Source organism: Bradyrhizobium sp. Crot121 (assembly GCF_059512385.1).
Genome location: NZ_JCAMOR010000030.1, coordinates 73,649 through 92,863, shown reverse-complemented (window position 1 = coordinate 92,863; position 19,215 = coordinate 73,649). Strand labels below are relative to the sequence as shown.

Annotated in this window: 19 protein-coding genes; 16 read left to right on the top strand and 3 right to left on the bottom strand. The window is 64.0% G+C overall.

Translation table 11 applies throughout. The annotated features are described in order from the left end of the window. Nucleotides 1-202 precede the first annotated feature (202 nt). From AC5ZGW_RS24810 to AC5ZGW_RS24790, 5 genes are all read left to right on the top strand, one after another. A complete protein-coding gene (locus AC5ZGW_RS24810) occupies nucleotides 203-1,369 on the top strand; it encodes a cytochrome P450 (protein ID WP_130229539.1) in 1,167 nt (388 codons plus the stop codon). A 250-nt stretch (nucleotides 1,370-1,619) separates the two neighbouring features. Then, nucleotides 1,620-1,847, top strand: a complete 228-nt coding sequence (locus tag AC5ZGW_RS24805; RefSeq protein ID WP_028164300.1) for a hypothetical protein — start codon at nucleotides 1,620-1,622, stop codon at nucleotides 1,845-1,847. A 12-nt stretch (nucleotides 1,848-1,859) separates the two neighbouring features. Beyond that, a complete protein-coding gene (locus AC5ZGW_RS24800; protein WP_130229540.1) occupies nucleotides 1,860-4,811 on the top strand; it encodes a formate dehydrogenase subunit alpha in 2,952 nt (983 codons plus the stop codon). Between the two features lie 12 nt (nucleotides 4,812-4,823). After that, a complete protein-coding gene (gene fdh3B, locus AC5ZGW_RS24795) occupies nucleotides 4,824-5,426 on the top strand; it encodes a formate dehydrogenase FDH3 subunit beta (protein WP_028164302.1) in 603 nt (200 codons plus the stop codon). Nucleotides 5,427-5,481: 55 nt separating this feature from the next. Then, nucleotides 5,482-6,486, top strand: a complete 1,005-nt coding sequence (locus AC5ZGW_RS24790; protein ID WP_130229541.1) for a formate dehydrogenase subunit gamma — start codon at nucleotides 5,482-5,484, stop codon at nucleotides 6,484-6,486. A gap of 10 nt (nucleotides 6,487-6,496) precedes the next feature. Here AC5ZGW_RS24790 and AC5ZGW_RS24785 read toward each other — a convergent pair whose 3' ends face one another. Further along, nucleotides 6,497-8,488, bottom strand: coding sequence for a 4Fe-4S binding protein (locus AC5ZGW_RS24785; protein ID WP_130229542.1), 1,992 nt, complete (start codon nucleotides 8,486-8,488; stop codon nucleotides 6,497-6,499). Nucleotides 8,489-8,659: 171 nt separating this feature from the next. Here AC5ZGW_RS24785 and AC5ZGW_RS24780 point away from each other — a divergent pair, with 171 nt between their 5' ends. The 11 genes from AC5ZGW_RS24780 (at nucleotide 8,660) to AC5ZGW_RS24730 (ending at nucleotide 17,052) form a co-directional block, all read left to right on the top strand. Continuing rightward, nucleotides 8,660-9,673 (top strand): DUF6352 family protein, encoded by a 1,014-nt coding sequence (locus AC5ZGW_RS24780; protein WP_130229543.1) that lies wholly within the window; start codon nucleotides 8,660-8,662, stop codon nucleotides 9,671-9,673. Further along, a complete protein-coding gene (locus AC5ZGW_RS24775) occupies nucleotides 9,670-10,146 on the top strand; it encodes a DUF3305 domain-containing protein (RefSeq protein ID WP_130229544.1) in 477 nt (158 codons plus the stop codon). Before AC5ZGW_RS24780 ends, AC5ZGW_RS24775 begins: the two co-directional genes overlap by 4 nt. A gap of 18 nt (nucleotides 10,147-10,164) precedes the next feature. Next, on the top strand, nucleotides 10,165-10,809 hold the full coding sequence (locus AC5ZGW_RS24770; RefSeq protein WP_130229545.1) for a DUF3306 domain-containing protein: 645 nt from the start codon (nucleotides 10,165-10,167) through the stop codon (nucleotides 10,807-10,809). A gap of 36 nt (nucleotides 10,810-10,845) precedes the next feature. Then, nucleotides 10,846-11,457: a TorD/DmsD family molecular chaperone gene (locus AC5ZGW_RS24765; RefSeq protein ID WP_028168468.1), complete on the top strand. Its 612-nt coding sequence runs from the start codon at nucleotides 10,846-10,848 to the stop codon at nucleotides 11,455-11,457. A gap of 76 nt (nucleotides 11,458-11,533) precedes the next feature. Beyond that, nucleotides 11,534-11,659, top strand: coding sequence for a hypothetical protein (locus AC5ZGW_RS24760; protein WP_283807046.1), 126 nt, complete (start codon nucleotides 11,534-11,536; stop codon nucleotides 11,657-11,659). A 72-nt stretch (nucleotides 11,660-11,731) separates the two neighbouring features. After that, nucleotides 11,732-11,947: a hypothetical protein gene (locus AC5ZGW_RS24755; protein WP_130229546.1), complete on the top strand. Its 216-nt coding sequence runs from the start codon at nucleotides 11,732-11,734 to the stop codon at nucleotides 11,945-11,947. A gap of 99 nt (nucleotides 11,948-12,046) precedes the next feature. Next, the gene (locus AC5ZGW_RS24750; protein ID WP_130229547.1) at nucleotides 12,047-12,940 is read left to right on the top strand and encodes a LysR family transcriptional regulator; all 894 of its coding nucleotides are present in this window, start codon (nucleotides 12,047-12,049) and stop codon (nucleotides 12,938-12,940) included. 174 nt (nucleotides 12,941-13,114) lie between these two features. Then, a complete protein-coding gene (locus AC5ZGW_RS24745; protein WP_130229548.1) occupies nucleotides 13,115-14,425 on the top strand; it encodes an MFS transporter in 1,311 nt (436 codons plus the stop codon). An 11-nt stretch (nucleotides 14,426-14,436) separates the two neighbouring features. Next, the gene (locus tag AC5ZGW_RS24740; RefSeq protein ID WP_130229549.1) at nucleotides 14,437-15,348 is read left to right on the top strand and encodes an ABC transporter substrate-binding protein; all 912 of its coding nucleotides are present in this window, start codon (nucleotides 14,437-14,439) and stop codon (nucleotides 15,346-15,348) included. A gap of 11 nt (nucleotides 15,349-15,359) precedes the next feature. Next, complete coding sequence (locus tag AC5ZGW_RS24735) at nucleotides 15,360-16,136, top strand: maleate cis-trans isomerase family protein (protein WP_130229550.1); 777 nt, start codon at nucleotides 15,360-15,362, stop codon at nucleotides 16,134-16,136. A 145-nt stretch (nucleotides 16,137-16,281) separates the two neighbouring features. Continuing rightward, nucleotides 16,282-17,052 (top strand): IclR family transcriptional regulator, encoded by a 771-nt coding sequence (locus tag AC5ZGW_RS24730; protein ID WP_130229551.1) that lies wholly within the window; start codon nucleotides 16,282-16,284, stop codon nucleotides 17,050-17,052. A gap of 175 nt (nucleotides 17,053-17,227) precedes the next feature. Here the strand turns inward: AC5ZGW_RS24730 and AC5ZGW_RS24725 are convergent, their stop codons facing one another. Both AC5ZGW_RS24725 and AC5ZGW_RS24720 read right to left on the bottom strand, forming a co-directional pair. Next, entirely contained in the window at nucleotides 17,228-17,974 is a 747-nt protein-coding gene (locus AC5ZGW_RS24725) for an SDR family NAD(P)-dependent oxidoreductase (protein ID WP_463328225.1), read from the bottom strand. Beyond that, nucleotides 17,971-19,212, bottom strand: coding sequence for an ABC transporter substrate-binding protein (locus AC5ZGW_RS24720; protein ID WP_409334827.1), 1,242 nt, complete (start codon nucleotides 19,210-19,212; stop codon nucleotides 17,971-17,973). The genes AC5ZGW_RS24725 and AC5ZGW_RS24720 overlap by 4 nt, the downstream gene beginning before the upstream one ends. Nucleotides 19,213-19,215: the final 3 nt, after the last annotated feature.

Sequence of the window (19,215 nt, the reverse complement as noted above, 5' to 3'; positions counted from 1 at the left end):
AGCTCCTCCTTGCCGATCAGTTGACCTGTTACCCATGTCGCCGGTCTATTCTGTTACCTATGTAGCCGGTTAGGACCCCGCAAGTGCACCTCTCCCTAGGGGAGAGGTGCAGAGAGGCAGCGCCACTTCCTGTCCCTGTCCAACGGGACAGACGTCCTTTCTGCTCCTCGGTACCCTTGAGGAATACAGGGAGGGCCAAACCGTGAGCACTGCGCCTCGTATCGATATCGACGTCGCGGCATTCTGGAGCGATCCCTATCCGACGCTTGCCAAGTTGCGCCGCGATGCTCCCATCGCGTTCGTGCCGCAGCTCGGCAGCACGCTGCTCTGCAGTCGCGACGACATCTTCGTCTCGGAGAAGCAGATCGGCGTCTTCTCATCGCACCAGCCCGCAGGCCTGATGAATACGCTGATGGGCCACAACATGATGCGCAAGGACGGCGAGGCGCACCTGTCGGAGCGGAAGGCGATCTTTCCTGCAGTATCTCCGAAGACCGTCAGATCTCACTGGACGGCGCAATTCCAGGCCCATGCCGACCGCATCATCGGCGAACTCGAGCCTGCGAGCGCATGCGATTTCGTGCGCGATTTCGCGCTGCCGTTCTCGGCGGAGTGTTTGAAATCGATCACCGGGCTGACCAATATGCGCTTTCAGGACATGAACGCGTGGTCGCAAGGGATGATCGACGGCATCGCCAACTACATTGGAGATCCCGCCGTCGAGGCGCGCTGTCATGCCGCGACGTCGGGCATTGATGCGGCCATCAACGACATGCTGCCGGTGCTCAGCAAGAAGCCCGATCAAAGCCTGCTGGGCGTGATGCTCGCATCCGGCATGCCGATGGAGAGCGTGCGCGCCAACATCAAGCTTTCGATCAGCGGCGGTCAAAACGAACCGCGGGATGCGATCGCAGGCACCGCGTGGGCGCTGCTGACGCACCCCGATCAACTGAGATCGGTCATGGAAGGCAAGATTCCCTGGATGCAGGCATTCGAGGAATATGCCCGCTGGATTTCGCCGATCGGCATGTCGCCGCGCCGCATCGCCAAGCCGTGGAAAATCCGTGACGTTGCCTTTGAGCCCGAGGAGCGGGTGTTCCTGATGTTCGGCTCGGCAAACCGCGACGAAAAGCATTTCGAACGCGCTGATGAGTTCGACCTTGAGCGCGATACCAGCAAGAGCATCGCGTTCGGCGCCGGGCCGCATTTCTGCGCCGGCGCCTGGGCCTCGCGCGCCATGGTTGCCGATGTTGCGCTCCCGGCCGTCTTCGCCAGGCTGAAGAACCTGCGCATTGTTGAGAGCGAACCTGTGCGGATCGGTGGCTGGGCGTTTCGCGGACTGCTTAATTTGCCTGTCGCGTGGGGTTAGGCGGCCCAGAAAATTCGCGTTCGCCGCTTATCCTGACAGAACAGCACGTCCAGGTTTTTCCGAGCGGCTGCGGCCGGCCGTCGCGGCGCGTGGGTGCCATGCGATCGTGCGAATTTGAAAAGTCGCTCCTAGTAAACCGCACCGGAAATCTCGATAACGGTTGCTGCAGTGCGGGGTGACCGACAATTGAAGTCCGGCATCGCGCGGAGTACGCTAACGAGTAGCGAACCTGGTTTAGGAGCGCGCCGCGATGAAGGAAAATCCTGAGAAGGAAAATCCTAAGCGAAAAATTCCTCGGCGTGATTTGCTTCGTCTGACCATCGCCGGCAGCAGCGTGGCCGCCGTCGGCGCATTGCTGCCGCGGCAGGTGCCCGCCCAATCGGTCAATCTGAAGGACAAGCGCAGAGCGCGCTATCAGCCAAATTCCGCCGAGGTTCGAGACTTCTACCGCGTCAACAGCTATCCCGGCGCTCGATAGAGGGAGGCGTTCGTGCTGATCAGGAAGGCGGATCGTCGCCAGGGAAGTGCAAAGCCTGTCCTCGCCGGAGACAGGCCAGGCAGCGGATTGGATCGCCGTACTTTTCTGAAGCGTTCGGGCATCGCTGCCGGCACGCTGGCGGCGCTCGGCGAATTCACGCTGAATGGCGTGCGCAAGGTGGAGGCCGGCCCGCCGGCTCCTCCCGGTGCACCCGTCGCGACCCGCAAGAATGTCTGCACCCACTGTTCGGTCGGCTGCTCTGTCATCGCCAGGGTCGCCAATGGCGTATGGATCGGGCAGGAGCCGGACTATGACAGCCCGATCAATCGCGGCTCGCATTGCTGCAAGGGCGCCGCGGTCCGCGACGACGTCCTGAGCGAGCGCCGCCTGCGCTATCCCGTCAAGCTCGTCAACGGCCAGTGGACGCGGATCTCCTGGGAGACCGCGATCAATGAGATCGGCGACAAGCTGATGGAGATCCGCCAGAAGGCGGGTCCCGATTCGGTCTATTGGCTCGGCTCGGCCAAGTTCACCAACGAGGCCGCCTATCTTAACCGCAAGTTTGCGGCGTTCTGGGGTACCAACAATTCCGACCATCAGGCCCGCATCTGCCATTCGACGACGGTCACCGGCGTAGCCAATACCTGGGGCTACGGCGCGATGACCAACAGCTACAACGACATCCGTAACTCCCGGACCATCCTGCTGATGGGCGGAAATCCGGCGGAGGCGCATCCGGTCTCGCTGCAGCACATCCTCGAGGGCAAGGAGCTCAACCGCGCCAACATGATCGTGGTCGATCCTAGGATGACGCGGACCGCGGCGCATGCGACCGAATATGTCCGAGTCCGCCCGGGTACCCACATCGCCACCATCTACGGCATGCTGTGGCACATCTTTGAGAACGGCTGGGAGGACAAGGAATTCATCAGCCAGCGCGTCTACGGCGTGGATGATATCCGCAAGGCGGCGGCGAAGTGGAATCCGAAGGAAGTCGAGCGCGTCACCGGCCTGCCGGAGGCGCAGGTCAAGCATATCGCTGAATTGTTCGCCAAACAGAAGCCGGCGACGCTGATCTGGGCGATGGGCCAGACCCAGTTCGCCACCGGAACCGCCAATGTCCGCGCCAGTTGCCTGTTGCTGCTCGCCACTGGCAATGTCGGCATGGCCGGCGGCGGCGCCAACATCTTCCGCGGCCACACCAACGTGCAGGGCGCGACTGATCTCGGGCTCGATGTCACGACCCTGCCGCTCTATTACGGTCTCGCCGAGGAGGCCTGGCGGCACTGGTGCCGGGTGTGGGAAGTCGATTACGAGTGGATGAAGTCGCGCTTCCCAAGCAAGCAGTTGATGGAAACGCCGGGCATTCCAAGCACGCGCTGGTTCGACGCGACCTTGCTGCCGAAGGACCAGATCAACCAGCCTAATCCGGTGCAGGCCATGTTCGTCATGGGGCATGGTGTCAATACCATCACCCGGATGCCGGAAGCGGTGCGCGGCATCGAGAAGCTCGAACTCCTGGTGGTCTGCGATCCCTATCCGACGGCGTGGTCGGTGGTCTCCGAGCGCAAGAACGGCACCTATCTGCTGCCGGCCTGTACCAGCTTCGAGATGGACGGCTCGCGCACCGCCTCCAACCGCTCGCTGCAATGGGGCGAGAAGATCGTCGAGCCGGTCTTCGAATCCAAGAACGACTACGACGTGATGTATATGCTCGCCAAGAAGCTCGGCTTTGCCGACCCGATGTTCAAGAACATCAAGGTCGAGAACGGCTCGGTGTCGGCGGAGGACATCCTGCGCGAGATCAACCGCGGCGGCTGGTCGACCGGCTATTGCGGGCAGTCGCCGGAGCGGCTGAAGGCGCATATGAGGAACCAGCATAAGTTCGACCTGGTCACGCTGCGGGCACCGAAGGATGATCCGGAAGTCGGCGGCGACTATTACGGTCTGCCATGGCCGTGCTGGGGCACGCCGGAGTTCAAGCATCCCGGCACGCCGATCCTCTACAACACCAATCTTTCGGTGAAGGACGGCGGCGGCACCTTCCGCGCCCGGTTCGGCGTCGAGCGCGTCGTCAAGCGCAAGGTGATGGAGAACGGGCAGGAGGTCGAGCGGGAGGTTCATGAGAATCTTCTCGCCGAGGGCTCCTATTCGGTCGGCTCCGCAATCAGGGACGGTTATCCCGAGTTCACGCTGGGCGTGCTGAAAAAGCTCGGCTGGGACAACGAGCTGACGCCGCAGGAGATGGAGATCATCCAGCGCGTCAATTCGGCCGACCCCGACAAGGTGTCCTGGTCGCTGGATCTGTCCGGCGGCATCCAGCGGGTCGCGATCGAGCACGGCTGCTCCCCTTACGGCAACGGCAAGGCGCGCATGATCGCCTGGAATCTGCCCGATCCGATTCCGGTCTATCGCGAGCCGATCTATACGCCGCGTCCGGACCTCGTCGCCGACTATCCGACCTTGCCAGATGCCAAGCAGTTCCGCATGCCGAATATCGGCTTCTCGGTGCAGAAGGCGGCCGTCGATCGCGGCATCTCAAAACAGTTCCCGCTGATCCTGAGCTCGGGCCGGCTGGTGGAATATGAAGGCGGCGGCGAGGAGACGCGCTCCAACAAGTGGCTCGCCGAGCTGAAGCAGTTCATGTATGTCGAGATCAACCCGGCCGACGCCGCCGAGCGCGGCATCAAGGACGGCGGCTGGGTGTGGGTGACCGGCGCAGAGAACAGTTCGCGGACCCGCGTCAAGGCGATGGTCACCGAGCGCGTCGGCAAGGGCGTCGCCTGGATGCCGTACCATTTCGCCGGCTTTTTCGAGGGCGAGGACCTCCGCGCCAGATATCCGAAGGGCGCCGATCCGATCGTGCTTGGCGAAAGCGTGAATACTCTGACGACCTATGGCTACGACCCAGCAACCGGCATGCAGGAGCCGAAGGCGACGCTTTGCCAGATCAGGGCCGCGTAAGGGGAAGAGACGATGGCACGCATGAAATTCCTTTGTGACGCGGACCGCTGCATCGACTGCAACGCCTGTGTCACCGCGTGCAAGAACGAGAACGAGGTGCCCTGGGGCATCAACCGCCGCCGCGTCGTCACCATCAATGACGGCAAGCCGGGCGAGCGTTCGGTCTCGATGGCCTGCATGCATTGCACGGACCCGCCTTGCGCGTCGGTCTGTCCGGTGAACTGCATCTTCCCGACCGAGGACGGCGTTGTCTTGCACAACAAGGATCAGTGCATCGGTTGCGGCTATTGCTTCTACGCCTGCCCGTTTGGCGCGCCGCAATATCCGCAAGTCGGCAATTTCGGTACTCGCGGCAAGATGGACAAATGCACCTATTGCGCCGGCGGCGGCGGACCAGAGGCACCAGGGAGCGCGGCGGAATTCGCCAAATACGGCTCGAACCGGTTCGGCGAAGGCAAATTGCCGATGTGCGCGGAGATGTGCTCGACCAAGTCGCTGCTCGCCGGCGATGGCGACATCATCGCTCAGATCTATGGCGAGCGGGTGCGCAAGCGCGGCTATGGTTCCGGTGCCTGGGGCTGGACCACGGCGTACCACGAGGACGTCGGGGTCTGAGCGGACAGGCTCATGCGGCCCGCGATGGGCGCGGGATGAGAACAGGGTAACGGTCATGACGTTTCTCGCACGCTTTCGTCTGGCGACCTTCGTCCTGGCGCTGCTTGCGATATCAGCGGCGGCGCCCGTGTTCGCACAAGAGCGCGGTCCCGATGGCGCACCCAATCCGACCGCAAGCGTCACCAGCCAGCACGAATTGCTGCAGCAGGTGCCGCGCATCACCGGCCGCATCGACATTCCCGACACCAGGGCCAGCGTACTGATCCAGCCGGCGGGCCGGACCTGGGAATATTTCCACCAGGTCCTGCTGCGCTGGGGCGGTGCGATTGTGATCCTTGGCACGGTCCTGCTGCTGGCGGTCGCCTATCTGATCCTCGGACGGCTCCCGATCTCAGCCGGGCGCTCGGGGCAGAAAGTGGTCCGCTTCGAGGCGTTTGAGCGCTTCGCGCATTGGCTGACGGCGGCCTCCTTTGTCATCCTCGGGCTGACCGGATTGAACATCACGTTCGGCAAGGCTCTGCTGCTGCCGCTCGTTGGGCCGGATATGTTCGCCGCCATCTCGGAGGTCGCGAAGTACATCCACAACTTCACGAGCTTTGCCTTTGTGGTCGGCCTCCTCCTGATCATGGTGATCTTCTTCAGGGACAATCTCCTGGAGAAGGTGGACATCGACTGGCTCAAGCAGGGCGGGGGGTTCATCAAGAACAGACACGCGCCGGCGGGCCGCTTCAATTTCGGCGAGAAAATGGTGTTCTGGCTCTCGATCGCGGCCGGCATTGCCGTGTCAGCCTCGGGATTCCTGCTGCTGTTTCCGTTCTACGGGACCGATATCCTCGGCATGCAGCTCGCGCAGGTGGTGCACGCCGTGACGGCTATCCTGTTCATCGCCCTGATCCTCGGCCATATCTACATCGGCACGGTCGGGATGGAAGGCGCCTTCGAGGCGATGGGCACCGGCGAGGTCGACCTCAACTGGGCCAAGGAACATCACGACCAATGGCTCGCCAAGAAGCTTGCGGGGGAAGGGCGCGCCGAACCTACGGCGACGCCGGCGGAATAGCTGCTCATTTTCAATCGTGACTGCCGCGGCGAGGCGGGGGCGCGTCGTCGCGCTCGCGCAGATAGTCGTCGGTGGTGCGGACCGCCGGGCTCGCCACGCCGTAGGATTCAAAGCCCTGCTCGGCGACGAAGTTGACGCGGCAATCGTCGCACATCTTGATGACGTCGAGCTTGCGCGGTGAGCCCTTGTACATCCAGTGCTTGCCTTCGAGCTTGGCGGCCACGCGCTCGATCGTGCTCTTGACGCCGAACGGCTTGCCGCAGCGGATGCAGCAGAACGGCTCTTCTTCCTTGAGGATGCGGGCAGGGGCTCTTGCCGCGCCGAAATCGAGCCGCGGCACCAGCGTGATCACGTTCTCCGGACAGGTCGACTTGCATAGGCCGCACTGGACGCAGGCGTCCTCCACGAAACGCAGCAGCGGCCGTTCGGGATCGTCGCGCAAGGCGCTGGTCGGGCAGGCCGATACGCAGGACAGGCACAGCGTGCAGCCGGTTGCATTGACTTCCACCGCACCGAACGGTGCGCCCGCGGGCAGCGGGATGATATCGGCAGGCGCGGGCGCCGCGCGATGCAATTCGCCGAGCGCAAAACGCAGCACGTCGCGTTTCTTTCCCGTGGCCCGGAAACTCGCCGGGCGCGGCGCCGGTGGCAATGACGGGATCGCGCGCAACGTCTCGAGCAGCGTGTCCGGATCGTCGGTCTCGATGGTGGCGATCCGCTCCGTGCCGAAGCCGAGTCCAGCCAGGATCGGATCGGCGATCGCCATTGTCCGCGTCAGGCCCGCAACGTCATGGCGCGGTTTTGCCCGCAGCAGGAAACGCATCGCAGACGCGCCATAGGCGAAGGCGGCGGCGATGCTCTCGAGCCCGAACTGCGTGACCTCGTTGACCGCGAACGGCAACACGTTGGCCGGCAATCCATCGCCGAACCGCGCCAGCGCGTCGATCAGCGGCGCACCATGTGCGTCGTCATGCACCAGCACGATCGCCTGCTCGCCGCCGGCCTCACGATAGGCGATCAGCAGCGCACGCAATTTGCGCATCAGCGCGTCTTCCGGCGGCAGCGCATAGGAGGCGGCGCCGGTCGGGCAGGCCGCCGCGCACTGGCCGCAGCCCGCGCAGATATTCGCATCGATCGCGACATGATCGCCGGCCGGCGTGATCGCGCCTGCGGGACAGAGATCGAGACAACGGGTGCAACCGATGCGCCCTGAGCGCGAATGCGCGCACAGCTTGGCGTCGAACGTGACGTAGCGAGGCTTCTCGAACGCGCCGACGAGATCGCGCGCCTTGAGCACGGCCTGCAGCATCGCCGCGGGGGAAGCGGGATCGGCGCGCAGATAGCCGTCGCGCAAATCCGCGGCCGGGAACAAGGACACGCCGCCGGTCAGGTCGAGGATGATATCGCAGTTCGATCGCGCATTGTTGCGCGAAGGGCCGAACAGCAGCGTGTCGCGCGAGGAGGGTGCGCGTTCCGCGAAATCGTCGACCACGATCTCAAAGGCGCCAAGATGGCCGCGTGCCGCGGTCACCTTTCCCTTCGCCACCGGGAATTCGTCCCTGCGCGGTGGCGCGATGGCGGCGGGCGGCTCGATCAGCACGGTGACGTCGAGGTGATCCTTGAGCAAATTGCCGGCCTCGATCGCGGCTTCATCGCGGCCGCAGATCAGGATGACGCCGCCGCTTTCGAGTTCGACCGATGGTGCCGGCGGTGCAGTCTCGGCCGCTGCCGCAAGCAGCGCCGCCATTTTCGGCCCGGCGCGGTCGGCATCGCCGGACCAGCCGGCGGTTTCGCGGATGTTGGCGAATTGTATGGATTGTGTGCGGCCACTTTCTTCGGCCACGTCGGAGAACAACGCCGCTTCCTGGGTACAGGCGACCGTGAGCGGGCCGTCTTCGGCGGCGATGGCTCGGAAGCGATCAATCTCGGCGCGACAGAGTTGCGCTGCCGTCATCGGCGAGTGACGACAGCCGCGGCTGATTGCATCGCCGTCGAGCGACATCGTGCCCTCGCACGAACAGATGAAAACACGCCTCTCGGTCTCAGACATGCGGTCACGAACCCGTGTAGCCATACGGTACAGCCGGCGAAACTGGCCGGGAAGATGTGCAAAGTATATACTGCCTCTCAGGCAAAATACGATGGCGGCATAGCGACTTGCAGGGAGTATCGGATGAGTGCGCCGCGCGATTTCTGGCTGGCTTGCGGCCATCATCTGCTCGACCGCGACAAGAGCGGCCGGCTGCTGGTCACCGACGACTTCCTGAAAGCCTATCTGGCGCGGCCTGAACTGATGCCGCCGCCGGAGGCCTGCGCGGCGGAGCAGGAGTTGCATCGCGTGCTGCTGAGCCACCCGCGGCTGCCGATCTCGGCCGCACAAGTCGATGCGATCGCCGACGCTGATGCGCGCGAGAACTGGCAGATGATGATCGCCTGGCGCGATCACCTGGTAAAGCACGGGAGCCTCGAGGCCGCTTATCTCGCGATCATCAGGCGCAACATCGCCTTTCCCCAGCTCTTCATCGGCCAACTGGTGCAACTGATCCTGCGCAACGCGCTGGATGATTGCGGCGATGCTTTCATCCTGCGCGCCGCCGAACTGTTCTTCCGGCCGCAGAAGCTCATGATCGAAGGAGCCTCGGTTCTCGCCATTGACGAGGAACGGGGCTCGCTAACCGGCCGGCATTCAGCGTCGCCCCTGATGGCGCTGCTCGGGCTGCCCGAGGCCACTGAGGTCGACGTGCTGAAGGAGTCCACGGCGGGCGGCTATTGGGCGCGCAGCGACCGGTTCGACATGGCGCTGGACCTCGCCGCTGGCGGGCGGGGGATGGCCGCGCTCGGCGATGTGATCGCCCGTTGGCTTGCGCATCTGCTGGCGGTCGAGGTCAAGGTCGAGCCGGTGGCGGAACTGCGCGAGGCATCATGGAACTGGTATGTCGGACTGAGCTCCGACGCCACTCGCATCGGCGACGCGATCTGGCATGGCGACGATCTCGATGACGGCGTGCGCGCTCAGTTGATCGGCCTGTTCCGGCTGACGTTCCGCGATCCCGCCTATATGATCGAAAAGGTCAGGGGCGAGCCGGTTTATTTGCTGCTCGCCATGACCACCGATGGGGCGTTGCGGCTGAAGCCGCAAAACCTCATCACCGGCTTGCCGATTGCGAACGCGGAGGCAGTCAATTGATATCGACGGCGCTGGAGCGCATTTCCGTTGGCGTTGTGGTCGAACGGCGCAAGGGCAGGAGCGCCTGGGCCGACGTCCTGTGGCGACCGGTTTCGGTGCTCGTGGGAAGCCCCTCGGCGGCGCCGTGGACGCCGCTCGATAGGCAAGGAGAGGTGACGTTGTTCTATGCCGGCGAGGCGGTGATCGAACTGCACCGCACCGAGACCGGCAACTATCGCGACAATCTTGCATCCGGCTCGCCCACCCTGTGGGTCAATCTGCGCCCGACCGGCTCCGAGCCGCCTTACGAACTGCTTGCCGTCACCGCGGATCCGGCCGAGGGCGAGGCGTTCACCGACGCCGGGAGCAATCTCGTCGAGGCGGTGCCGATGCCCACCGGCATTGCCGAGATCATCGAACGATTTGTCGCCCGGCATCATGTCGATCGCCCCTTCATCAAGCGGCAGCGCGACCGGCAGGGGCCGCCAACTTAGGACAAGAGAGAGTGCACCGTGGCTGAAGAGCACAATGTTTTCCTTCGCTGGGCGCGGCTGAAGCAGGCCGCAAAAGAGCGTCCAGATACGGAGGCCGCTCCGACGGACAATCAAGAAGCAGCCGCGCCGCCTGCAGCCGACGCGGCGGGCGATGAACCGTTCGACCTCGCCAGCCTGCCGTCAATCGAATCGATTCTCGCCAATACCGACATTACCGCGTTCCTGCGCGCCGGCGTGCCGGCCGAATTGACCCGCGCGGCATTGCGCCGGGCCTGGACCAGCGATCCCGCTATTCGCGACTTCATCGGCATCGCGGAGAACCAGTGGGATTTCAACGACCCGACCGCAATTCCGGGGTTCGGCCCGCTCGGTCCGACGGAAAACGCCACTGACCTTCTCGCGCAGGTCTCGCGGCGGCTGGAGCAGGTTCCGGATACGCTCTCAGACATGACGTCGCCCGCCGATACGGTTCGGCCCGCGGCGGCTAATTCCGCCGAACCCGTTCTCGATCCTCCGCCCGCGACAGAGGGACCGTCGCTAGCTGATGCTGCTGCACAATCGAATGAAATGCAGGACCTTGGCTCGCAAGGCGAGCAAGCCCCTCGCGAGCAAGCGCTAGAATCTCCCCGAAAGCGGCGTCATGGCAGCGCATTGCCGCAATAGCGATCGACAGGGCGCCATGTCTTTTTGGATCGAACCATGACGGATTCAATTTCAAAGGGCACTGCACCGCGCATCGTCGACGAGATTGATCGCGCCCGGGCGCAGGAATACGCGCTATTGGCGACCCTGCTGACGCGCAGCCCGGACGCCGAACTTCTTTCCCGTCTCGCCGGCCTGCGTGGCGATGCCAGCCCGATCGGAATAGTGCATATCGCGCTGGCCGAAGCGGCGGGGCGGACCGATCAAGAGCGCGCGTCGCGCGAGTTCTTTGCGCTGTTTGCCGGCCTGGGGGACGGAGCGCTGCTGCCCTATGCGTCGCATTATCTTGCCGAGACATTGTACGGGCGGCCGCTCGTTCGGGTGCGGGAAACGCTCGATAGTCTCGGCATCGAAAAGGCGCCGGAACGGACGGAGCCGGAGGATCACGCCGGATTCCTCTGCGAGATTATGGCGGGTCTGGCTGGCGGCAGCATCGCGGCGCCCAATGGTGCCGACCGTGACTTCTTCGAGCGGCATCTTTCGCCCTGGATCAGGCGCTTCTTCATCGACCTGGAACGGGCAAAATCGGCTGATTTCTACGCATCGGTCGGCGCGCTCGGGCGCACCTTCATCGACATCGAAGCCGAGGCGTTCGCGCTTTCGGCCTGAACGCCGCTTTTGCCTCCGGCTGAGACTCATTCGCTGCGGAACTGTGGTACAAAATGACGTGAAGAGGAGAAACACGATGCGCGCGTTCGTCCTGGCCTGCCTGTTTGCGGTCGTTGCCGCGGTTGGAGCGGCGGTGATTCTCGACAATTTCGTCCAGGAATCGGCGACCTCGGCCTTTGCCTTGCCGAGCGCCAGGGTTTAGCGCCGCATTCACATCGGCGTGGGTCTCGAAACCTTAAGCTGATCGTACGGACTCAATTGAGTGGAGAGGGAGATGCCTCATATGATCCGCTCAATGATTTCAGTCTTCGCCATTGCCGTTGTAATTGTTATTGGAACCCTGTTTTGGCGAGCGCATTCGCATCCGGTTGAATTGACCTCTGCGGCCATGCCGCCGCTGGCGCAATTGCACACGATGGCCGGCGTCGAGAAATTGCCTGCTCAGGAGATCGAGGATCAATCGCTGATCTATCCGACACCGACGAGATAGGCTGACGCGACAGTCCGGGCTTGGACGGCCGGTTTGAGAAACGGGACCGGCCCATGATAGGGCTAGGCGGAGAATGTCTCCGTCCATTGCCGGCCCGCCATGCGCCCCCGAACCATCGATCTCAATCTGCTTGTCATGCTCGAGGCCCTCGTCGCCGAGCGCAGTGTTTCCAAGGCGGCGCGGCGCATGGGATTGACGCAGTCGGCGATGAGCCACGCGCTGCGGCGGCTTCGCGACACCTTCAATGATGAGCTGTTTGTCCGCTCCCCCGACGGGATGGAGCCGACGCTGCGCGCGCTCGAACTCGCCAATGCGACGCATGCGGCGCTGGAGCAGATCGAGCGGACTATCGACAAATCCGCAAGCTTCGATCCCGCGACCGCGGAGCGAACCTTCACGCTGCGGATCTCCGAATATGTATCGGGCCACCTGCTGCAGCGCTTGTGTCCGATCCTGCGCAAGGAGGCGCCCGGCATCCGCATCAATGCGGCGCATTTCACCGGCGATCCGCGCGAGGACGAGATCGTCGGCGACGAAATTCACGTCCGGCTTGCCTCGTCCGGAAATCCGGAAGGCCGGCGCGAGCGGCTGCGCGTGCTCGACGAACGTTTCGTGGTGCTGATGCGGAAGACCAATCCGGCGCGTCGCAGCAAGATGACGCTGCCGTTCTACGCCTCGCTCTCGCATGTCAAGGTCGCCGGCACCATCGGCACCAATGTGATCGATGATGCGCTGCGCATCCGCGGACTCTATCGCCAGATCGTGTTCAATGTGCCGAGCTGGCGGGATGCGCGCCATATCGTGGCCAACAGCGATCTTGTCGCCGCCATACCGGCGCGATGGGCACGCGACCGGGAGACGCCGCTGCCCTGCGTCGCGGTCCCCTTTCCGCTTGATGACGTCACCTTCGCGATCGACCTCGAATGGCATCCGCGCTTCGCGCTCGATCCTGGCCAGACCTGGTTCCGCGCGCTGATCGCGAAGCAGTTCTAGCGCGGCACGCCCTCACCTCTCCCGCTTGCGGGAGAGGGGGCGCAGCGTCCATCCTGGGCGCCTTCTGTATGAATTCAACTCATATTCAACATGAAAATTATGAGTTTTATTTATCTGACCGGTTTGTGACATCGTGGGCCGCCAACAACACAAAAGACGGCGGGAGAAACGCGGGTGGCCCTTCAGAAGCGATATCTTGTCTACATCGGCCTGTTCGTGCTGATGTTCATCAACTATCTCGACCGGGTTAATCTCTCGGTCGCGGCCAAGTCGATCTCGGAGACCTACGGTCTGACGCCGATCGACATGGGCTACATCTTCTCCGCCTTTCTCTGGACCTATCTGATCTGCCTGATCCCGATGGGCTTGCTCGCCGATCGGTATGGTGGCCGCGCCGTCATCTATACGACGCTCGGATTGTGGTCGCTGGCCGGCATCTGGACCGGCCTTGCGACGACCTACTCCTCGCTGTTCGCCTCGCGCCTGGTGCTCGGCGTCGGCGAATCCGCAAGCTATCCCGCCGGCGGCAAGATCATCCGCGAATGGGCGCCCGAGGGCGAGCGTGGCATCGCCTCGGCATTCCTCAATTGCGGCGCGCATGCCGGGCTTTGCGTCGGCTCGGTCGTGGTAGGCTCGCTGATCGTCGCGTTCGGCTGGCGCGAGTCGTTCTACATCACCGGCGCCGCCGGCGTCGTGCTCGCGCTGCTCTGGTTCGCGCTATATCGCCAGCCGGAACGTGCGTCGTGGCTCAGCGCACAAGAGCGCGATTTCATCCTGAAGAACCGAGGCGCCATCGCCGCACGGGGAGCCGGCGAGTTAAATCAGTCGGCCGCGCTGAAAGGACTTCTGAGCAGCCCCTCGATGTGGGCGCTGGCGCTCACGCAAGGCTGCGCCGGCTATACGCTCTATCTCTTCATGACCTGGCTGCCGAGCTATCTCGCCGCCACGCGTGGCATGGATGTGCTCAAGTCGAGCCTGTTCTCCGCCATTCCCTATGGCGTGGCCGCGATCCTCGGCCTTGGCCTCGGCTGGTTCAGCGACAGCCTCTTGAAGAAATCAGGTCGAGGGAATGCCGACCGGCGCAAGCTGATCGCGGCGATGCTGCTGCTGTCGTCAGTGATCCTTGCTGCTCCGCTGGTCGATTCGATCTGGGTCATTACGATGCTGATCAGCATTTCGCTTGCCTGCGTGGCCACCGCGATGGCGATGAACATTGCGCTTACCGCCGACCTGATGACCGACGGTCGCTATAACGGCGCCGCCACCAGTCTCTTGATCATGGGCGGCAATCTGTTCGGCACGGCCGCGCCGATCGTCACCGGCTATGTGGTCGCGACCACCGGCGGTTATTCCGGCGCGTTCCTGATTGCGGGCGTGCTGCTGCTCGGCGGTGCCGTGGTGATCACCTCGGGGGCGCGGACGCCGATCCGGCTTTCAGCCGCGTCGGAAGCGAGACTGCAGGACCGCGCGGCTTCGGCCGTCTAAGGGAGCAAATCATGAAGAAGCTGACATTCACCGCGGTCTCGCGGAACTACTTCAACATGCCGGTCTGGATCGCCAAGCACCGCGGCATGTTCGCAGATGAAGGGCTCGATGTCGCGATCGAGCTTTATGAGGGTGTCGACGAGGTGACGAATCGCATTCGTGATGGCCGCGCCGAGCTCGGCTACGGGATCACCGAGCACGTGATCCTCGACAGCGAGGCCGGCGGCTTCCTCGAAATCGTCGGCGGCAATGTCAATCGGCTGCCGTTCTCCTTCATCACCGGCAAGAACATCAGGACGGCGGAGGATCTGCGCGGCAAGACCGTCGGCGTCTCCTCGATCGAGGCGGGCAGCTCGTCGCTGGTCATGAAGCTGCTCGCCGCACGCGGCCTCGAATACCCGCGCGATTACAAGATCCGTGCGGTCGGCCCGATCCTGACGCGCTGGCAGATGCTGCAGTCCGGCGAGATCGATGCCGGCCTGCAGGGCGCGCCGCTGAATTACATGGCGATCGACCAAGGCTATCCCAGCCTGTGCGAGCCTCGCCAGGAGGTGCCGTATTTCCAGTTCACCTCGCTGAACGTCGACAGCCGCTGGGCGAAGGCGAATACGGACACGATGCACCGCTTCATGCGCGCCTTCGTGCGGGCGCATGAGTGGTTTTTTGCCAACCGTGCCGGCGTCAGCCCGATCGCGATCGCCGAAACCGGGATCGCGCAGCGCTATGCCGAGCGCGCCTGCGACGAATACACCAGGGATGAGATTTTCCCCCGCGATGGGGATGCGAACGACGCCGCGGTGCAGGCGCTGATCGAGATCAGCTCCTTAATCCGCGCGGTGCCCAACCGCGTCAAATCGCAAGCCGCCGACTACATCAACCGCAGCTATCTGCACGCCGCGCAGCACGACGTCGCGGCGGCCTGACGGCCACGACCATGTCGACCTTATCTGATATCGACTACGGCAGCCGGCTTCGCGCCGGGCTGCTCATTCCATCCGGGAATTCGGTGGCCGAGCCGGAGATCCGCGCCATGCTGCCGCGGCAAGTCTCCATGCTGGTGACACGGCTGGCGTTGCGCGGCAGCTCGAAGCCGGAGCTGATGCGCATGCTCGATCGGCTCGAGGCCGCCTCCGAGCTGCTGGCGGACGCCGAGGTCGATGTCATCGTATTCCATTGCACGGCGGTCTCGACCTTCGCGCCGGAGCTCGCCGGCGGAATCCGTGAGCGCATCCAGTCGGCCTCCGGCATCCGCTGCTTCACCACGGCGGATGCGATCCTGGCGGGATTGACGCGCCTGAACGCGAGGCGGGTCTCGCTGCTGACGCCCTATATCGATGAGGTGCACGCGCGCGAGATCGCGTTCCTGGAAGCCAGCGGTTTCCAGGTCGCGGGCGGCGCCAATCTCGGGATCAACACCAATTCGGAAATGGCGGGCCTCAGCCCCGAGGCGATCCTCGACTGGGCCAAGGGCGCGATCGATCCGCGCGCGGATGCCTGCCTGATCAGTTGCACGGCCATCAAGTCGGCGCCGGCGATTGCCGAGCTCGAGAGAGTCTCAGGAGTCCCCGTGCTCACGAGCAATCAGAGCATGGTGTGGCACCTCATGAGGTCGAACGGCATCGACAGCGATGTCGCGGACTATGGTTGCCTGTTTTCGACCGGCCGGGTCGTAAGGGGCGCAGAGCGGAAGCCAATCGGCGCGAATCGTTAAGGCAATTCACAGGCGTGGAGGTGGCCCACGTGGACCAGCCGCGCAGATAACTTTTCGTCGCGCGGGTGATCAGGTACATCCAGGCTTCGTTCCCTGCCGCCTGCGGCAGGGAGATGATGTGCCGGCATGTCCCAAGGCTTCACGGATGAAGAAGACGAAGAATGTGCAACCGGGCGCTCCCGCCCTTGAAAAGGGGCTGGATCTTCTGGAAGCGCTGTCGGCTGAGGCGCGCGGTCTCAGCCAGAAGCAGTTGGCCGAGCGGGTCGGCCGCTCCGTCGGCGAGATCTTCCGCATGCTGGTGGCGCTGGAGCGCCGCGGCTATGTCACGCGCGATCCGGCGACGGGTGAATACACGCTGACGCTGAAACTGTTCCGGATCGCCTCGCAATTCCCGCCGGCGGAGCGGCTATTGAAGGCCGCGCTGCCCGTGATGGAGCAGCTTGCCGGCCGGGTGCGGTTGTCCTGCCATCTCACCGTGCTGCACGGCGAGCAGTTCATGGTGATCGCGCGGATCGAGCCGGAATGGCTGATGGGCTGGTCGGTCAAGGTCGGCGCCGTGTTTCCACTGACCCAGCAATACGCGTCCGCGATGGTGCTGGCGGCGTTCCAGCTCGAAGGCCGGCGCGAGGAGCTTGCGGAAGTCATCGCCGCCAATGATCGCATCAGCGGCAAGAAGGCGCTCGCGGCGCTCGACCGAATCTCGGCGGAGGGCGGCAATTTCTCCAACGACGACGGCTATACGCGTATCCTCGCCTATAGCTGCCCGATCGTGGAAGCGTCGGGCCGCGCGGTCGCTGCGCTGACCGTGCCCTTGGTGCGAGAGGGCCGCATCTCCGCCGGCGAAGCCGCCACCATCGCCACCGAGTTGCGCGCCGCCGCGAAGATCGTGTCGGAGAAGATCGGCGGCGTGCCTTAGAAGTCGAGTGGCAGGCACGGTCGAGGTGTGCTCCCTCTCCCGCTTGCGGGGGAGGGCCGGGGTGGGGGTGTCTCCGCGAGGCGAGACTCTTCGTGTGGACAGAGCCCTCAACCGGATCGCATCTGACGATGCGATCCGACCTCTCCCGCAAGCGGGAGAGGTGAAGGGAGGGTCTCTAACCTACCGTCATGCCGCCATCGACGACCCAGGCGGCGCCGTTGACATGCGCGGCGGCGTCGGAGGCAAGAAACGCGACGACATCGGCGATATTCTCCGGCTTCCCGTACGGCGCACCACCGCTGCGGCGTGGCGTGACGGACCGCTCGCGCGCCTGGTCCTCGAGCTCCTGGATCATCCGCGACTCGATCGGCCCCGGCAGGATCGCGTTGACCCTGATCTTCGTTCCCGTCACTTCCAGCGCCGCGGTGCGGGTCAGGCCGAGCACCGCATGCTTGGACGCCACATAGCCGGCGAGCCCCGCACGGCCACGGATCGCCGAGGTCGATGCGGTGTTGACGATCGCGCCCCGGCCGCGCGGCCTCATCTTCGCCAGCACGTATTTGAGACCGAGGAAGACGCCCTTGACATTGACCTGCATCAGCCGGTCGAACGTGTCGTCAGGGTATTCGTGCAGCGGTGCGACCACGCCCTCGATCCCGGCATTGTTGGCGAAGATGCCGATCGGACCCAGCTTCTGCTCGATCGTTTCGATAAACGCCAACGTCTCCGGCGCGCTGGAGACGTCGGCGCGGACGGCCAGCGCCTTGGCGCCGGCCGCTTCAACCAGGCGCGCCGTCGCCGCGGCCGCCGCCTCATCGATATCGACGATCGCGACGGCCGGGGCGGTCCGGGCCAGCGCGACCGCGATCGCCCGCCCGATGTCGCCACCGCCACCGGTGACGAGCGCTACGTCGCCCTTCATGATTTCAGGAAGTCACAGCCGCCTTCCTCCAGCGGCCGCCACGCTTCGCTCGGCGGAATGGTCTTGATCAGCTTGTAATAGTCCCAGGGATATTTGGATTCTTCCGGCTTCTTGACCTCGAACAGATACATGTTGTGCAGCTTGCGGCCATCGGCGCGAACGCTGCCCTTGCCGAACAGGGGATCGTCGGTCGGCAGCTTCTTCATCTCCTGCACAACTGCCTTGCCGTCGCTGGACGCACCAAGCGCGTCGACGGCCTTGAGGTAGTGCAGCGTGGCGGCATAGACACCGGCTTGCAGCGCGGTCGGATAGCGGTCGCCGTTGCGCGGCGCGAAGCGCTTGGCCCAGGCGCGGGTATCGTCGTTGAGATCCCAGTAGAAGGATTCGGTGAACTGCAGGCCCTGCGCCGTCTTCAGCCCCAGCGAATGCACGTCACTAAGATAGAGCACGGTCGCGACCACGCGCTGGCCGCCCTGCGGGATGCCGAACTCGACCGATTGCTTGATCGAATTGATGGTGTCGCCGCCGGCATTGATCAGGGCGATGACCTCTGCCTTCGAGCTCTGCGCCTGCAAGAGGAAGGAGGAGAAATCCTGGCTGTTGATCGGCGTGCGCACGCCGCCGACGACATTGCCGCCGAGTTTCTGCACGACGTTCTTGATGTCCGCCTCCATCGCGTGCCCGAACGCGTAATCGGCGGTCAGCGTGAACCAGGTCTTGCCACCGCTGCCAACGACCGCCCGCGCGGCGCCGGACGACAGCGCGTAGGTGTCGTAGGTCCAGTGCACAAGATTTGGCGAGCATGATTTGCCGGTGAGATCGGACGAGGACGCGCCCGACACCAGGAGCGTCTTGTTGTTCTGCTGCACGACGTTGCGCACCGCGAGCGCCACCGAGGAATTCGGCGCGTCGATGATGGCGTCGACCTTGTTGCGGTCGATCCATTCGCGCGCGATGTTGGCGGCGAGATCGGCCTTGTTCATGTGGTCGCCGCTAATGACTTCGATCGGCCTGGTCATCTTGTGCGGCGAGGCCTGAAAATCCTCCACCGCCATCTTCGCCGCCAGCAGCGATCCGGGTCCGGTGACATCGGCATAGAGGCTCGACATATCCGTAAGCACGCCGAGCCGAAGCGGCCCGGGCTCCTGTGCCTCTACGCCGAAGCTGGCAAGGCCCAATGCCATGCCGCCAAGGCCGGCCATCAGCCGGCGGCGGTTCAACGAAATAGACTTTATCATATC

Excerpts from the sequence above, each read along its gene's own strand:
- AC5ZGW_RS24780 (WP_130229543.1), top strand. The coding sequence starts at position 8,660 with ATGAGTGCGCCGCGCGATTTCTGGCTGGCTTGCGGCCATCATCTGCTC.
- AC5ZGW_RS24760 (WP_283807046.1), top strand. The coding sequence starts at position 11,534 with ATGCGCGCGTTCGTCCTGGCCTGCCTGTTTGCGGTCGTTGCCGCGGTT.
- AC5ZGW_RS24805 (WP_028164300.1), top strand. The coding sequence starts at position 1,620 with ATGAAGGAAAATCCTGAGAAGGAAAATCCTAAGCGAAAAATTCCTCGG.
- AC5ZGW_RS24785 (WP_130229542.1), bottom strand. The coding sequence starts at position 8,488 with ATGTCGCTCGACGGCGATGCAATCAGCCGCGGCTGTCGTCACTCGCCG.
- AC5ZGW_RS24765 (WP_028168468.1), top strand. The coding sequence starts at position 10,846 with ATGACGGATTCAATTTCAAAGGGCACTGCACCGCGCATCGTCGACGAG.
- AC5ZGW_RS24725 (WP_463328225.1), bottom strand. The coding sequence starts at position 17,974 with ATGAAGGGCGACGTAGCGCTCGTCACCGGTGGCGGTGGCGACATCGGG.
- AC5ZGW_RS24750 (WP_130229547.1), top strand. The coding sequence starts at position 12,047 with ATGCGCCCCCGAACCATCGATCTCAATCTGCTTGTCATGCTCGAGGCC.
- AC5ZGW_RS24720 (WP_409334827.1), bottom strand. The coding sequence starts at position 19,212 with ATGATAAAGTCTATTTCGTTGAACCGCCGCCGGCTGATGGCCGGCCTT.
- AC5ZGW_RS24790 (WP_130229541.1), top strand. The coding sequence starts at position 5,482 with ATGACGTTTCTCGCACGCTTTCGTCTGGCGACCTTCGTCCTGGCGCTG.
- AC5ZGW_RS24755 (WP_130229546.1), top strand. The coding sequence starts at position 11,732 with ATGCCTCATATGATCCGCTCAATGATTTCAGTCTTCGCCATTGCCGTT.
- AC5ZGW_RS24740 (WP_130229549.1), top strand. The coding sequence starts at position 14,437 with ATGAAGAAGCTGACATTCACCGCGGTCTCGCGGAACTACTTCAACATG.
- fdh3B (WP_028164302.1), top strand. The coding sequence starts at position 4,824 with ATGGCACGCATGAAATTCCTTTGTGACGCGGACCGCTGCATCGACTGC.
- AC5ZGW_RS24730 (WP_130229551.1), top strand. The coding sequence starts at position 16,282 with ATGAAGAAGACGAAGAATGTGCAACCGGGCGCTCCCGCCCTTGAAAAG.
- AC5ZGW_RS24735 (WP_130229550.1), top strand. The coding sequence starts at position 15,360 with ATGTCGACCTTATCTGATATCGACTACGGCAGCCGGCTTCGCGCCGGG.